Origin of the sequence: Catenulispora sp. MAP12-49 (assembly GCF_041262705.1) — a bacterium.
GTDB lineage: Bacteria > Actinomycetota > Actinomycetes > Streptomycetales > Catenulisporaceae > Catenulispora.
Genome location: NZ_JBGCCP010000039.1, coordinates 78,391 through 93,309 on the forward strand (window position 1 = coordinate 78,391; position 14,919 = coordinate 93,309).

Below are 14,919 nucleotides of genomic sequence, written 5' to 3' on the forward strand. Positions count from 1 at the left end.
ATGCGTCTTCGTCACGCCGACGGCACGGTCGTGCACCTCGGCTACTGCGCGAACGTCCATCCCGTCGAGGACCTCGTCGGGGTTCTGTACCAGCTCGCGATCTACGCCGAACCGGTGCGCAAGCAGCTCGGCGCCGATCGGCTGGGCCTGGGCCTGTGGCTGGCCCGCGACGTCGCCGCGGCGCTGGCCGCCGACCCGCGTGCGGTGGAGCAGCTGTCCGCCGAGCTGTCGGCACGCGGCCTGGAAGTCGTGACGCTCAACGGCTTCCCCTACGCAGGGTTCGGCGACGCGGCGGTGAAATACCGCGTCTACGACCCCGACTGGTCCGACCCCCGACGTGCCGAGTACACGATGGACCTGGCCACAGTCCTGGCCGGTCTGCTGCCCTCCGACGCCGTCCGCGGCTCGATCTCGACGCTGCCTCTGGGCTGGCGCGATCCCTGGCCGGACACGGCGCGGGACACGGCCCGGCGGCACATCGACCTGGTCGGCGACCACCTCGCGGACCTGGAAGCCCGGACCGGCGCCGTGATCCGCGTCGGCTTCGAGCCCGAACCGGGGTGTGTCATCGAGCGGACGGAGCAGGCGATCGAGGAGCTTGCCGGGCTCGACCCCGCGCGCTTCGGCGTGTGTCTGGACACCGCGCATCTGGCTGTGGCCCACGAGGAACCCGCGCTGGCGGTGAAGATGCTCGCCGATGCCGGGATCCCGGTGGTCAAGCTTCAGGCATCGGCCGCGCTGGAGGCACCTCAGCCCTCTGATCCGGCCACGCGCAGTGCGCTGTCCCGTTTCGTCGAGCCGCGCTACCTGCACCAGACCCGCGAAGCGGCGACCGGCGCCCTGTACGGGACCGACGACCTCAATGAGGCCCTGAACGGCGGTTTCCTGTCCGGAGCCGCGCCATGGCGGGTGCACTTCCACATCCCGCTGCACGCCGACGTCGCGCCGCCGCTGGCCGGAACCCACGCCACCTTGGTCAGGACCCTGACAGAGCTGTTCGCCGGCGGGGCCGCCGTGACCGACCACGTGGAGGTCGAGACGTACACCTGGCAGGTGCTCCCCGAAGGCCAACGCCCGCGCGACGTCTCGGAACTGGCCCTCGGGATCGCCGCCGAGATGCGCTGGGCCCACACCGAACTCGTGCGGGCCGGCCTGGAGGTGGCGCCGTGACGCTGGTGGTCCTCGACATCGTCGGCCTGACGCCGAGGCTGCTCCGGCACACCCCGACGATCGGATCCGTGGCCGACACCGGCTTCCAGGCGCAGCTGACGCCCACGTTCCCGGCCCTCACGTGCACGGCGCAGGCCGGCATGCTCACCGGAGCCGATCCGGCCGAGCACGGCATCGTGGGCAACGGCTGGTACTTCCGCGACCTCGGCGAGCCGCTGCTGTGGCGCCAGCACAACCGGCTCGTCGGCGGCGACCTGTTCTGGAACGCGCTGCGCCGCCGGCAGCCCGGGGCGACGGTGGCGAACGTGTGCTGGTGGTACGCGATGGGCGCCGCGACCGACTGGACGGTGACGCCCCGGCCGGTCTACCGCGCCGACGGACGCAAGGACCCTGATTTCTACGCCCGGCCGCCGGAGCTGCACGACGAGCTGACCTCGCGCCTGGGTGCCTTCCCGCTGTTCCACTACTGGGGCCCCACAGCTTCGATCAAGTCCACACGCTGGATCGTCGCGGCGGCCGGCCGGATCCTGGCGGCCCACCGCCCCGACGTCCTGCTGGTCTATGTGCCGCACCTGGACTACGACCTCCAGCGCTACGGCCCTGACGACTCCCGAGCCGCCGCGGCCGCCGGCGAGCTCGACATGACTCTCAGACCCCTGATCGAGGCCTGCCGGGCCCGCGGCGACGACCTGCTGTGCGTCTCCGAATACGGCATCACCCGGGCGGCCAAGCCGGTGCACGTCAACCGGGCCCTGCGCGCCGCCGGACTGCTGGAGGCGCACACCCAGGACGGCATGGAGTACCTGGACCCGTGGGCCTCGCGCGCCTTCGCGGTCGCCGACCACCAGATCGCCCACATCTACGTCGCCGATCCCGCCGACCTACCGCGGGCCCGCGCCGCCGTCGCCGAGCTGGACGGAGTCGACGAAGTACTCGACGCCGAGGGCAAGGCGCGACTGGCCATCGACCACGACCGGGCCGGCGACCTCGTCGCCGTCGCCGAGCCCGACGCCTGGTTCACCTACTACTACTGGCAGCACGACGACCGCGCCCCGGACTTCGCGCGCACTGTCGAGATCCACCGCAAGCCCGGCTACGACCCCATGGAGCTCTTCTTCGACCCCACGGACCCCAGAGCGGCCCGAATCCGCGCCGCGAAGGCCCTGGCCCGCAAGAAAGCCGGCCTGCGCTACCGCATGGACGTCGTGGGCCTGGAGGCCTCCGCGGTGCGCGGCTCCCACGGCCGCCTGCCGGACAGCGCGGACGACGGTCCGGTGCTGCTGTGCTCGCGGCCGGAGTTCGCCCGGGAGAAGGTCGCCGCGACCGATGTGAAGGGGCTGATGCTGGGGTTGGCTTCGCCGAGGTGAAGCGCGATGCTTGAGGGGGCGCTGGGGGGTGGGCGCTGGGCGCTGGGGGTGTGGTGCGGTGCTGTGTGGTGGTGTGTGGTGCGGTTTGTTCGTGGGTTGACAGGCCACAGGCGTTTTCTGACGGCTTCGCACATGGTTTGCGGGATCCGCAGCGGGGCGCGGGGCGATCGTGCGGCGTGGGTCGCGCTGGCGGCCCGGCGGTCGGGCGGTGGTCGGCTCTACGGCGGTCTTGCAGGGTGGAAAGTCAAGGTCAAGAGCGAAAGTCAAGGTCAAGAGCACAGTCAAGAGCTACAGGCGCCTCCGGCGGCGCCTGCGCGGCGAGCGGCCTCGCTCCGGGGAGTGGGGGGCCGCGCTGTCAGGAGGCGGACGCTGCTTGTGGTCGCCTCTGTCCCGGGTTCCCCGTCGCTTCGCCGCCCGGAGGGAAGCAGACCGGTCCGGTGGTGTCCAGCCGGATCGCTGCTGCTTTGGTCCGGTCTCGTGCGGCTGGACACCACCGGCCCGGTCTGCTTGGCAGAGCCCGCCGAAGCGACGGGGAACCCGGGACAGAACCTCTGTGGTGTGGACGTGGTCCACTTCGGGACGTACACCCTGCGGTCGTGACTGGTGCGCCTACGGTGCGGGGACCGTTCCCACAGGTGGGTTTGTCCCGGATTCCCCGTCGCTTCGGCGGTGCTTGCACAACCATCCCGGACTGGGCGGTGTCAAGCCGCTGATACTGGACTACAGCAACAGTGATCCGGCTTGATACCGCCCAGGCCGGGATGGTTCCCTCCGGGCGCTGATGCGGCGGGGAATCCGGGACGAAGGCGACCACAAGCAGCGACCGCCGGCAGCCAGCGCGGCCCCCACTCCCCGGAGCGAGGCCGCTCGCCGCACAGGCGCCGCCGGAGGCGCCTGTAGCTCTTGACTGTGCTCTTGACCTTGACTTTCCACCCTGCAAGACCGCCGTAGAGCCGACCACCGCCCGACCGCCGGGCCGCCAGCGCGACCCACGCCGCACGATCGCCCCGCGCCCCGCTGCGGATCCCGCAAACCATGTGCGAAGCCGTAAAAAAGTCTGTAAGCCCACCCGCACCCGCACCCGCACGAGGAACGCACCCACCCACACGAGTCGCAAGCGCGCCGAAGGCCGCGCGTCACGGCCGCGACCCCCGTGCGGTTCCCGCCGGAGGCCACGGCCGTGTTCGTGGTGGTGGTCGTGGTGCTGGTGGCTCAGCAGGCCGAGGTGGAGCCGGTGCTGGAGACCTTCACCTTGCCGCCGGCCGTGGTCTGGCTGTTGGCGACGCAGTACCCGGATACGGTTTGGAAGCCGATATCGTACGGGCTCTTGCTGCCGTGCTGTGCGGTGAATCCGTTGAAGCTCACCGTGCCGGCCGAGTTGACGATCACTGCGGGCCGGGCGTCGTCGGCGCTGATGCGGACCGAGCTGTCGGTGAACTGGATCCCGTCCACGTTGTGCAGGTACCAGCCGTAGGCGGGGCGGGTGCCGATGCTGTTCGGGTTGTAGTCCGAGCTGTTGCTCGGCACCGCGGTGCTCACCGGGCCGCTGCCGCCGGGCACGGTCAGGTTCACGGCGTCGAAGGTGACGCCGGTGACGCGGTGCGAGGCGTCCAGGCCCCACAGCGTCGGGCTGTACTGCGGGGACTTGGCGCCGGTGCCGGTCACGTTGGTGAAGGTGATGTCGGAGATGTGGCCCGGGGTCGGCGATCCGCCGCAGCGCAGCCGGTTCCCGATCTTCTCCATGATCGGCGAGCTGACTCCGGACATGGTGACGTTGGAGTAGTGCACGTCGGAGATGTCCGCGCCGTCCATGCTCACCATTCCCAGCCCGGATTTGCCGGCGCCGGTGATGGCGATGTGGTCGAAGGTGTAGTCGGTGAACGGCCCGCAGGTCTCCGAGCCGAACATCAGGGCGTTGCAACACTGCGCGTTCAGTGTCGCGCCGTCCACGGTGACGTGGCCGCTGGGCAGCGTCTGGCCCAGGGCCCAGTCGCTCTTGAAGACCAGTGCGTCGTCGTTGGAGGAGATCTTGATGTTGGTGATCTTCACGTTGGTCGTGGAGATGATGTTCCAGCCGTCGCGGTTGCCGGCGGTGGCGATGGTGAGGTGGTCGGAGACCACGTTGGTGCAGCCGTTGATCAGGGCCCCGAAGTGGCCGCCGCGGCTCAGCGTGATGCCGCTGAGGGTCAGGCCGTCGCACCGGGTCAGGGAGATGATCTTGTCGGCCTGGCCGGTCGCCGGGTTGCCGGGGATCAGGTGGCCGCCGCCGTCGATGGTGCCCGAGCCGGTGAAGGCGATGTTCGTCAGGCGGTCGCCCCAGATCATCGCGTCGTGGAAGTGGCTGTGGCCGAAGTCCTGGTACTTGTCGTTCGGGTTGGGCTCGGGCGCGTCGTAGGTCTTGGCGGACGAGCCGAGGATCGTGGAGTTGGAGTCGAGCTGGAGCGTGACGTTGCTGAGCATGTGGATGGAGTTCGCCGACAGGAACGTGCCGGAGGGGACCTCCACGATGCCGCCGCCGCTCGCGGCGTTGGCGGCCGCGATGGCCTTGTTGATCGCGGGAGTGTCGTTGTGGGTGCCGTTGCCGGACGCGCCGTAGGACTTCACGTTGAAGACCGGGAGCGCGGAGTGCGTGGTCGATGCCGATCGCGATGGTGATGCCGCCGAAGCCGCCGAAGCCGGCGCGGCCGGGGCAGCCAGGCCCAGGGCCAGAGCCGCGGCGCACGCGAGGATGCGTATTCGCATCAGGTTCCTCCCATTCCTCGGAGCTGCTCGTTCATGATCAGAAAGGAGCCCAGGCCGTGGAAGTCGTTCGTGGCCTGGGTGCGGCCGATGTAGTACGCGTAGTCGCCGACGTTGGTCCCGATCGAGATCGTCGTCAGGTTCGTCAGGCCCTTGCTCAGCGAGATCTTCGCGAGCACGCCGTGGTACGCCTTCAGGGCCACGGCGCTGTAGTGCGCGTCGATGTAGCCCTGTTGGGAAGCGCGGGAGAGCGTGTAGGCGTTCATGGCCGAGCACGAGGTCTCGGTCCAGTTGCCGGCGCCGGTGGGCTTGTCGATGACCTGGAACCAGCGGCCGGTCGCGGGGTCCTGGTACTTCTGCAGGCCCGCGGCGAACTTGGTCAGGTCGCTGAGCAGGGTGGCGCGGCCCGGCTGGGTGGCCGGGACGTCGTCCAGGGTGGTCACCAGCGCCATGCCGTACCAGCCGTCGGCCCGGCACCACTGCTCCGGGGACAGGCCGGTGGCCGGATCGGCCCAGCTCGCCTTCTTGGACTCGTCATAGGCGTGCTGGAGCAGGCCGTCGGGCTGTTGCAGGTGGCTGGAGTAGACGGTGATCTGTTTGACCGCCTCGGCTTGGGCGCTCGGATCGTTGAACTCCTTGCCGTACTCGTCCAAGAAGGGCACGACCATGTACAGGCCGTCGTCCCACAGCTGGTGCGCCCGCGAAGCGGTGTCGGCGTGCCAGAACCCGCCGTCGGAGGTGCGCGGGTAGGTGGTGAGCCGGTTGCGGATGGTGGCCGCCGCGGTCGCGTACCGGGACTGGCCGGTCTCGTGGTGCAGGATGATCAGCAGCCGCCCGGCCAGCATGCTGTCCAGGCTGTCGAAGCTCTGGTCGATGGTCCCGTCCGGGGCCACGAACCGGTCCACCCACGCCTTCAGGTATGCCAGATACGAAGGATCGTGGGTGCGTTGGTAGACCTCGTACTGGCCGTAGAGGTACAGGCCCACGGGGTAGGACCAGCCGCCGATGGTGGCCGGGGTGAAGCGCTGCATCGTGGACTTGACCATCGCGACCGACCAGTCGGTGGTGGTCGCGGCCCGGGCCGGCACGCTGCCCGCCGCGGCCAGGACGGCCGCGAGCAGCAGGAGCAGGCACTGTCGCAGGACTCGAATGGTGGATCTTCGCATATCAGGACCCTTCCGTCGGGTCGGCGGAATCGCCATACGATATACGATGTATCGGCCCTGGGATTTCCTGTCAAGGTTCCTTACTGGTTTTGTCCCGCCGCGACCCTCTAAAGTGGGAGCTTAGGTAAACCTAACAACGGAGGTGTCCTTAGTGGCCCGCACCCTTCACCAGTTCGTCGTGCGCCGCACGGAACGCCTGAACGACCACCTGATCCGGGTCCATCTGGGCGGCCCGGGCTTCACGACGTTCGAGCCCAGCCAGTTCACCGATTCCTACGTCAAACTGCGGATCCCCGGCGGCCCCGACGGCGAGACCGTCCGCACCTACACCGTGCGCGCCGTCGACACCGCGGCCGAGACGATCGCGATCGACTTCGTGTACCACGGCGAGGAGGGCGCGGCCGGTCCCTGGGCCGCCGCCGCCAAGCCCGGCGACGCCGTCGGCCTGATGGGCCCGGGCGGGGCCTACGCCCCGCGCGCCGACGCCGACTGGCACCTGCTGGCCGGCGACCTCTCGGCGCTCCCGGCCATCTCCGCGGCCTGCGCCGCGCTGCCGGGCGACGCCGTCGGGCGGGTCTTCGTCGAGGTCTCCGGCCCCGCCGACGAACTCGACTTCGCGCGCCCCGAGGGCGTGGAGCTCACCTGGATCCACGGCGACGCCGCCGACCCCGGCCGGGCGCTGGCCGAGGCCGTGCGGGCCGAGCCGTGGCGCGACGGGCTGGTGCACGTCTTCATCCACGGCGAGGCGCAAGCCGTCATGCACGACCTGCGCCCCTACATCCGCAAGGAGCGCGGCGTCCCGGCCGACCTGGCCTCGATCTCCGGCTACTGGCGCCGGGGCCGTACCGAGGAGGGCTTCCGGCAGTGGAAGCGCGACCTCGCCGAGCGCGAGGAGACCACGGTCGGGTAGCGCCGGGACGGCCCGGACGAATCAGGATGATTCAGAAGGTTCAGAAAGCTCAGGGGCTCAGACGGCCGGCACCGCGCCGGCCGTCTTGGCGTTCGCCAGTTCGCGCCGCGTCACGGTGATGACGACGACCAGGAACGCGACCACCACCACGTTCAGGGCGATCGACGCCCAGTCCCCGTGGATGATGGTGTGGATCTGGTCGTCCGGGGAGGCCGAGTCGTCCTGCTTGAAGGCGCTCCGCAGGAACACCGAGGCGACGACCGAGATCAGGTAGACGCGGCTGGTCAGCTTCACCGCCGAGTTGTTCGAGATCGCGGCGCACAGCATGTCGCCGTTCTTGCCGCGCTTGTTCACCACGATGAGCACGCCCAGGAACGCGAAGAAGGCCACCGCCGAGACCGCGCTGGATATGGTCACGAGCCGGTCGGCCTGGTTCGCGTCGTCGAGCGTGCCGGTGCCGCCGTTCAAGAGGTTGTCGGCGAACGAGATCCGGTTCGCACAGGCCGCGATGATCAGCAGCCGCGCGGCGATGCCGGCGGCCGCCAGGCCCACCAGCCAGCGCGCCAGGCCCGGCTTCAGCGGGAGCGGGGCGGCCTGGCTTGAGAAGCCGTAGGCGTAGGTCGTCGGCGCCGTCGGCGCCGTCGGCGTTGCCGGTGTTGTCGGCGTCGTCGGCGTCGTCGGCATCTGATCGTTCACGCGTGTGTCTCCCGAATCGGCGTGGATGGAACGCAAAGAAGATCACGGGAACATCTGTTTCAGCAAGGCGCCTTCGGGCCTGTCAATCGCAGGCGCCGCTGATGCGTACAAGGGGTGTGGACCACATACCAAAGGACGAGGATTTCGCGGCCGCCACGGCGGAGGCGTTCGCCCGGGCCTCCCTGCCCGGCCGGCAGCGGGAACCCACCGGCTGCGGCGTGCACGAGTAGCCGGCGGCCTACGCCCGAGCCGTCAGCCGGCCAAGCCCGTTCTCCAGCAGCGTGAACGCGAGCTCGGCGTCGGCCACCGCGCCGGGGTAGCGCGGGTCGGCCGCCTGGCCGTGGGCCAGGCGCTCGGCGTTGTCCTTCGCCAGTTCCCATTGCACTGCGACGATCTGCACGGCCGCCAGCCGCGCTGTCAGTTCCGGCACGTCGGCGCTCTCCCGCAAGGCCGCCGCCAGTTCGCGCTCGGCGCCGTTCTTGAACCGCTCCATCCTGGCGACCAGCGAGGGGGTGTCCAGGATGAGGCGGTACAGCTTGCGCACCGCGGGATGGTCGTTGAGGCCGGTGACCGGGTCGCGCTCGCGCAGGCCCCGCAGGAAGTGCTCGCGCAGCGCCGCCAGCGCGGCGGTGCCCTCGGGCCGGTCGCGCACGACGCGGCCGGCCTCCGTCTCGTGGTCGGCCAGGCGGTGCACCACCAGGTCTTCCTTCGCCGGGAAGTAGGCGAACAACGTCCGCCTGGAGACCTCGGCGGCCTCGGCGACCCGCGCGACCGAGACCTCGTCGAAGCCGTGCTCGAGGAACAGGGCGATCGCGGCGTCCGAGATCGCCGCGTGGGTGCGCTGTTTTTTGCGCTCGCGCAGGCCTGGCGTGCCGTCCATGGAGGCATTCTAGCAATGCGTACTCCCAGTCTACTTTTGCACTGGGTATAGTTTTCCGGCATGAACGAGATGCTGTCGCCGACACAGACCGAAGTCGTCGTGGTGGGAGCCGGGCCCACGGGCCTGGCGCTGGCGGGGGAACTGGCGCTGGCCGGGGTGGACACCGTCGTCGTCGAACGGCTGGCCCGGCGGGTCGAGCAGGTCAAGGGCGGGGCGATCCAGCCGCGTACGGCCGAACTCCTGGAGCAGCGCGGGCTCCTGGACCCCTTGCAGCCCGAGGCGATCCCGCGTGCGGCCGTCGGCGGGCACTTCGCGACGCTGCCGGTCCCGTTGGACGCGACCGTCTGGACCACGCGGCATCCGTACCCGATCGGGGTGCCGCAATGGGTGATCGAGGATGTCCTGGAGGAGCGTGCGCGCCAGACCGGTGTGCGGGTTCTGCGCGACAGCGAGGTCCTCGCGGTCGAGCAGGACTCCGAGGGCGTGACGGTCCAGGCCGGCGCGCTGCGGCTGCGGTCGCGCTACCTGGTGGCCTGCGACGGCGGCCACAGTACGGTACGCAAGCTGCTCGGCCTGCCGTTCCCCGGCCGGCCCGGAACGCGTCCGGCGGTGCTGAGCGACATCAGCCTCTCGGCGGTCTCGCCGCTGGTGCCGAAACAGGCCGGACACATCAGTACTCTGATGCGTCAGACCGACGACCACTGGGCCATGCTGGTCCCGGTCGGCGGCGACCGCTACCGCTTCACGTTCGGGCCGCTGCTCCAGAGCCCGGACGAGCGCGACACCCCGGTCGCGCGCGAGGAGATCCAGGCGGCGCTGGAGGCCGTGTACGGGCCCGGGACGGTCCTGGACGCCGTGCAGAACGCCTCGCGGTTCACCGACGCCACCCGGCAGCTGGAGCAGTACCGCCTCGGCCGCGTCCTGTTCGCCGGGGACGCCGCGCACATCCACCCGCCGCTCGGCGGTCAGGGCCTGAACCTCGGCATCCAGGACGCCTTCAACCTCGGCTGGAAGCTGGCCGCGACCGTGCAGGACCGCGCGCCCGAAGGCCTGCTGGACAGCTACCACGCCGAACGCCACCCGGTCGGCGCCGGGGTGCTGCACCACACGTCGGCGCAGCGCGTCCTGGCCGAGCCGAATCCGAGCCCTGATGTGGCCGCGCTGCGCGACATCTTCATCGACCTGCTGCGGCTGCCGGACACCAACCGGCATCTCGCGGGCCTGATGTCGGGGCTGTCGCTGCGCTACGAACTGCCCGGGGAGCATCGGCTGACGGGGGAGCGGATGGTCGATGCCGAGCTCAACACGGGCGCGGATTCCCTTCACCTGTCAGCACTTCAGCGCACGGGACACGCCATCGTGCTGGATCTGGCCGACGCCGTACCCGACGGGTTCTCCCTGCCGCCGAGGGTCGAGCTGGTGCGCGCCGCGAGTACCGAAGACCTTGGTGCCGCCGTCCTGCTGATCCGCCCCGACGGCTACGTGTCCTGGGCTACGGACGACACCGCGGACGTCGCTGACGCCTTGCGCGCCGCGATCGCCGGCAGCCTGGCGAAGGCGCCGCTGGCCGAAGGCGTCGCGCGGCACGGCTGAGCGACGAAATCTGGTTAAGCTTCTTGACTCGATCCCGGGTTCGCTTCTAGATTCCTCGATGCCTGATTCCGGTCGGTGTCTGGAGGATTCCGAAGTGCGACGTCCCACCCAACGGCGAGTCTGCCTCCTGGCGGCCGCGGCTCTGATCGGCGGCGCGGTCGCCGTGACGCCGATCGCTGCCCGCGCCAGTGCCAGTGCCAGCGCCGGCAGCCTGGCCGCCCAGTCCTCGGCGGCCCCGGTCGCAGAACACGACTATTCGCTGCCGACCGGCGACCACGTCCGGGTCACCGGCTCGGGGCCGGACGCGCGGGCCGATTTCCTTCCGGCGCCCGGCCATTCCGCGGCCGCCGTGACATCGAACGTCGACGGACGGATCGCGGTCGTCCCGGTGGCGCAGATCGGGAGGATCTCCTCGCTGGACGCCTTCGAGATGGGACCGGCGAGTCCGCACGCGGCGGCCGTCACGCCGTTCTATCCGATGACCTCGCTGCACATCACGGCCGTGGACCACGCCGGCAAGCCCGTCCCGGCCGCCGAGGTGATCGCGGTGAACACCGACGATCCCGCGAAGGCGAACTGGGACGGGATCATGAACGCCGGGGACGCGCGCATCGAGGTCCCGGCCGGTCACTACAGCGTGGCCGTCGCCGCCTTCGAGACCGATGCCGCCGACAACTCCACAGAGACGGACCTGCTGTCGGTCACGGACCTCACCGTGCCGTCCGCGGGTGCTGCCGTCTCCCTCGATGCCCGCACCGCGCAGCAGGTCGCGTTCACCACGCCGCAGCCGAGCACGTTCTCGGCCGCTGTCGCGGGCTGGGATCGGGGCACGGCTGCGCATCAGGACTTCCTGGACGTCGGGGCGCTGGCCGGGACGAAGTTCTACGTCGGCGGCGCGGCCAAGGCGAAGTACGGGGTGCTGAACTTCTCGGTGTTCGGCCGGCAGGTCTCCGGGTCCGGCAGCTATCTGCTGGCTTTCCCGAACGATAATCAGGTCCCTGCTTCGCAGACGTACGCCGCCGGTGCGCTGGCGACCGTGGACTCGACCTACGCCACGGATCTGCCGCAGCAGGACCTGACCATGAACGACTTGTGGAACCGGGTTGGCTCGTCGGGGCCGGCCTTCCCGGATCTGCCCGCCTTCACCGTGCACGCGCCGTCGCAGGGACGGCAGTACATATCCGCGGTCGCCGGGGCGTCCTACGAAGGCCTCATGCTGCCGGCCAGCGCCGACGGTTCGCTTGACGGCGAGCTGGAGCGGGACTTCGTCCCCGCTGCCGGTGCGCATCTGACAGTGACATGGCGCGGGACGGTCATCACGCCGGCGCCCTCGACGTACGACGGGCCCTGTTTCCTGTGCCGTGAGGGGAACACGCTCAACGGCGTCGACGAGATGGACACCGACGGCTCCGGGGATGTCGGGCAGTGGAGCGACGGGCCGACGACGATCACGCAGGACGGCAAGCAGATCTACAGCGGCGGCACGGAAGGGCAGCTGTTCACGCTGGCTCTGCCCGCCGCGAAGCACCACTACGTGTACTCGCTGGACACCACGCACGACAGCGGCACGACGGCGTTGTCGACGCACACGCAGATCTCCTGGGGCTTTGACTCGGCGCAGGCCGCTGCCTCGACGCCGGTGCCGATTCTCTATGCGCAGGCGCGGTTCGGCACCGACGGGCACGACTCGGTGCCGGTCGGGACGGGGACGGTCGACATCGCGTTCCGGCATCAGAGCGGTGTGGCCGCGAGTGCGGTGAAGAGCGCGAGCGTCTCGGTGTCCTACGACGACGGCAAGACCTGGCAGCCCACGACGAGCGCGCTCGGCGACGGGCGACAGGTGTCGGCGACGTGGGCGGTGCCGGCCGGGACGAAGGCCGGCTACCTGGCGCTGCGCATCAGCGCCGTCGATGCCGCCGGGAGCACGCTCGACGAGACCGTGCACCATGCCGCGCTGGTGAACGCGCCGGGCGGGATCGCGGTGAGCGGGTCCGGATCCGGGTCCGGTGCCGGCGGATCGGGTGGCGGAGCGGCCGGGGTGCACGCGGTCTGCCCGAGCGCCGCGTCCGGGCATGTGCGGTGCTTCGCGCTGGCGTCGGCGGTGAAGCCGTTGGCTCAGGGTGCTGCGTTGCCCGACGGGTTCGCTCGCGCGGCTCTGCTGTCGGCCTACAAGCTGCCGGCCACCGGCGGCGCGGGTCGGACGGTGGCGATCGTGGACGCGCACGACGACCCGCAGGCCGAGTCCGATCTCGCCGTCTATCGCAGCACGTACGGGCTGCCGGCGTGCACCACGGCGAACGGCTGCTTCAAGAAGGTCAACGAGCACGGCAAGACCTCGCCGCTGCCCGCGCACGACGCCGACGACGACTGGAACCCGGAGGTCTCGCTCGACCTGGACATGGTCTCGGCGGTGTGCCCGGCGTGCCACATCCTGCTGGTGGAGTCGGACACGACGGACTCCTCCTCGCTCGGCACCGCCGAGCAGACCGCGACGGGCTCGGGCGCCGTGGCCGTCTCCAACAGCTGGGGCGGCGACGAGAGCACCCCGGAGCAGGCCTGGAACTCCGCGTTCCAGCACCCGGGGGTCGCGGTGACGGTGTCCAGCGGCGACGCCGGCTTCATCGAGGGCGCCTGGCCGGCCTCCCTGAGCACGGTGATCGCCGTCGGCGGAACCAGCCTCGCCAAGTCCGCGACCGCCCCGCGCGGCTGGAGCGAGACGGCATGGAAGGGCGCGGGCTCGGGCTGCTCGGCCTACATCGCGAAGCCGGCCTGGCAGCACGACACGCACTGCCCCGACCGCACGGTCGCCGACGTCTCGGCGGTCGCGGACCCGGCGACCGGCCTTGCGGTATACGTCGAGGGCGGCTGGGGCGTCTTCGGCGGGACGAGCGCCTCCTCGCCGATCATCGCCGCGATGATCGCGCTGGCCGGCAACCCGGCGGCGATGACGAGCGCGCAGAACATCTATGCGCATGCCGCGGACTTCTTCGATGTCACCAGCGGGTCGAACGCCGACTGGGACTGCGGCGGCGACTACCTGTGCACCGCGGGGCCCGGGTACGACGGGCCGACCGGGGTGGGGACGCCCGATGGGCTGCGGGGGTTGTAGGGCCCTGATGTCCTGACGCGCTGAGGTCCTGAGGGCCCTGAGGTAGTGGCGGACCGCTCCGGGTTGTGGCTGACCCGGGGCGGTTTTGCCGGTGCCGAGCGGCATGCGGTCCCGGCGGTTTTGCGCGCGCTGGTTCACCCGATCTGCCAGGTCCGGCAGGCGGTGCGCGCGGGCAGGTTTCTCAGCTTCGGCCCCAGCCCCAGCCTTGTCCTCAGTCCGGCACCGGCTCGCCCGCCTCGGCGCGCCGCAGCCACTCGGCGGCCTGTCCGGCGTTGCGTCCGCCGACGCCGGCGCGTTCCATTTGCTCCACGGCTGTGCGCAGGTGGCCGATGGCGTCTTCGTAGCGTCCGGCGAGCATCTCGATCTGGCCGATGGCCAGGGTGCCGCCGGCGACCGAGCGCGGGTCGCCCCACTCCTCGCGGAGGCGCAGCGAGATGTGCAGGTTCTCCAGGGCGGTGTCGGCGTCGTGCTTCTCGGCGAAGTGGTAGAAGCCCAGGTGCCGGTAGCACTCCGAGCGCACGTAGGCGTCAGCATGCTGATCCGCGAGCGGCAGTGCCTCGCGGTAGTAGGGCATGGCCGTGTCCCAGTCGTGGAGCAGGACCTGGTGGACCAGTCCGATGCCGAACAGCGACTCGGCCGCCCCCGCCTGGTCGCCGATCTCCCTCTGGATCGCCAGTGCCCGGCGGAACAGGGCCTCCTCGGCTTCGGCGTTCGAGGTGTCGCGGTTGTTCTCCAACGCGCGGTAGTGCAGCACCATCGCGAGCTTGTCCAGCGCCGCCGCTTCGGCCCGCCGGTCGTCGTCGGTCACGGCCTGCTGCCGTGCCCGCTCCAGCGTCTCCTGAGCCTCGTCGAAGTCGCCGAGGGCGAAGGAGGCCGCCATCAGCGATTCGGTGCCGGCGGCGAGGAGTTTTTCTGCTGTCCCACTAGTCCCCATCGGCTCAGGCTATCGGAGGCGGGTTCTGGAGGGGGGACACAGTTTTTGGGGGCGCCTCTGGTTTATGTGTGGGTGGGTGTGGCTGGTTGCGGTTTGTTTGTGGGTTGACAGGCACAGGCGTTTCTTGACGGCTTCGCGCATGGTTGGCGGGATCCGTTGGTGGCGCGGGTCGGTGGTGGTGCTGGTTTCGTGGGGCGGTGGTGGTGTGGGTAGGTGGTTGGCTCTACTGCGACGGTCAAGAGCAAGAGCGACAGTCAAGAGCGCCTCCGGCGGCGCCTGCGCGGCGAGCGGCCTCGCTCCGGGGAGTGGGGGTCGCGCTGGCTGCCGGCGGACGCTGCTTGTGGTCGCCTTCGTC

Annotated in this window: 10 protein-coding genes; 5 read left to right on the forward strand and 5 right to left on the reverse strand. The window is 70.4% G+C overall.

What is annotated here, in order from left to right:
- Entirely contained in the window at nucleotides 1-1,170 is a 1,170-nt protein-coding gene (eboE, locus tag ABIA35_RS41615) for a metabolite traffic protein EboE (protein WP_370361605.1), read from the forward strand.
- Entirely contained in the window at nucleotides 1,167-2,537 is a 1,371-nt protein-coding gene (locus tag ABIA35_RS41620) for an alkaline phosphatase family protein (RefSeq protein ID WP_370361606.1), read from the forward strand. Before eboE ends, ABIA35_RS41620 begins: the two co-directional genes overlap by 4 nt.
- A gap of 1,212 nt (nucleotides 2,538-3,749) precedes the next feature.
- Here the strand turns inward: ABIA35_RS41620 and ABIA35_RS41625 are convergent.
- Nucleotides 3,750-5,279, reverse strand: a complete 1,530-nt coding sequence (locus ABIA35_RS41625; RefSeq protein WP_370361607.1) for a glycoside hydrolase family 28 protein — start codon at nucleotides 5,277-5,279, stop codon at nucleotides 3,750-3,752.
- Nucleotides 5,279-6,442 (reverse strand): glycoside hydrolase family 105 protein, encoded by a 1,164-nt coding sequence (locus ABIA35_RS41630; protein ID WP_370361608.1) that lies wholly within the window; start codon nucleotides 6,440-6,442, stop codon nucleotides 5,279-5,281. The genes ABIA35_RS41625 and ABIA35_RS41630 overlap by 1 nt, the downstream gene beginning before the upstream one ends.
- Before the next feature lie 151 nt (nucleotides 6,443-6,593).
- Here ABIA35_RS41630 and ABIA35_RS41635 point away from each other — a divergent pair, with 151 nt between their 5' ends.
- Nucleotides 6,594-7,352 (forward strand): siderophore-interacting protein, encoded by a 759-nt coding sequence (locus ABIA35_RS41635; protein ID WP_370346901.1) that lies wholly within the window; start codon nucleotides 6,594-6,596, stop codon nucleotides 7,350-7,352.
- A 57-nt stretch (nucleotides 7,353-7,409) separates the two neighbouring features.
- On the opposite strand, the gene ABIA35_RS41640 is transcribed toward ABIA35_RS41635, so the two are convergent.
- Entirely contained in the window at nucleotides 7,410-8,048 is a 639-nt protein-coding gene (locus ABIA35_RS41640; protein ID WP_370361609.1) for a hypothetical protein, read from the reverse strand.
- 238 nt (nucleotides 8,049-8,286) lie between these two features.
- A complete protein-coding gene (locus tag ABIA35_RS41645; RefSeq protein ID WP_370346897.1) occupies nucleotides 8,287-8,928 on the reverse strand; it encodes a TetR family transcriptional regulator in 642 nt (213 codons plus the stop codon).
- 69 nt (nucleotides 8,929-8,997) lie between these two features.
- On the opposite strand from ABIA35_RS41645, the gene ABIA35_RS41650 reads away from it, so the two are divergent.
- Nucleotides 8,998-10,521, forward strand: coding sequence for an FAD-dependent monooxygenase (locus ABIA35_RS41650; protein ID WP_370361612.1), 1,524 nt, complete (start codon nucleotides 8,998-9,000; stop codon nucleotides 10,519-10,521).
- A 94-nt stretch (nucleotides 10,522-10,615) separates the two neighbouring features.
- Nucleotides 10,616-13,630 carry a hypothetical protein gene (locus ABIA35_RS41655; RefSeq protein ID WP_370361610.1) on the forward strand — a complete coding sequence of 1,005 codons (3,015 nt, stop codon included), beginning with the start codon at nucleotides 10,616-10,618 and terminating at the stop codon, nucleotides 13,628-13,630.
- Between the two features lie 211 nt (nucleotides 13,631-13,841).
- Here ABIA35_RS41655 and ABIA35_RS41660 read toward each other — a convergent pair whose 3' ends face one another.
- A complete protein-coding gene (locus ABIA35_RS41660) occupies nucleotides 13,842-14,564 on the reverse strand; it encodes a tetratricopeptide repeat protein (RefSeq protein ID WP_370346893.1) in 723 nt (240 codons plus the stop codon).
- Nucleotides 14,565-14,919: the final 355 nt, after the last annotated feature.

What these genes read in the sequence shown, in the direction of transcription:
- ABIA35_RS41650 (WP_370361612.1), top strand. Translation starts at nt 8,998, where the DNA reads ATGCTGTCGCCGACACAGACCGAAGTCGTCGTGGTGGGAGCCGGGCCC.
- ABIA35_RS41660 (WP_370346893.1), bottom strand. Translation starts at nt 14,564, where the DNA reads ATGGGGACTAGTGGGACAGCAGAAAAACTCCTCGCCGCCGGCACCGAA.
- ABIA35_RS41645 (WP_370346897.1), bottom strand. Translation starts at nt 8,928, where the DNA reads ATGGACGGCACGCCAGGCCTGCGCGAGCGCAAAAAACAGCGCACCCAC.
- ABIA35_RS41625 (WP_370361607.1), bottom strand. Translation starts at nt 5,279, where the DNA reads ATGCGAATACGCATCCTCGCGTGCGCCGCGGCTCTGGCCCTGGGCCTG.
- eboE (WP_370361605.1), top strand. Translation starts at nt 1, where the DNA reads ATGCGTCTTCGTCACGCCGACGGCACGGTCGTGCACCTCGGCTACTGC.
- ABIA35_RS41630 (WP_370361608.1), bottom strand. Translation starts at nt 6,442, where the DNA reads ATGCGAAGATCCACCATTCGAGTCCTGCGACAGTGCCTGCTCCTGCTG.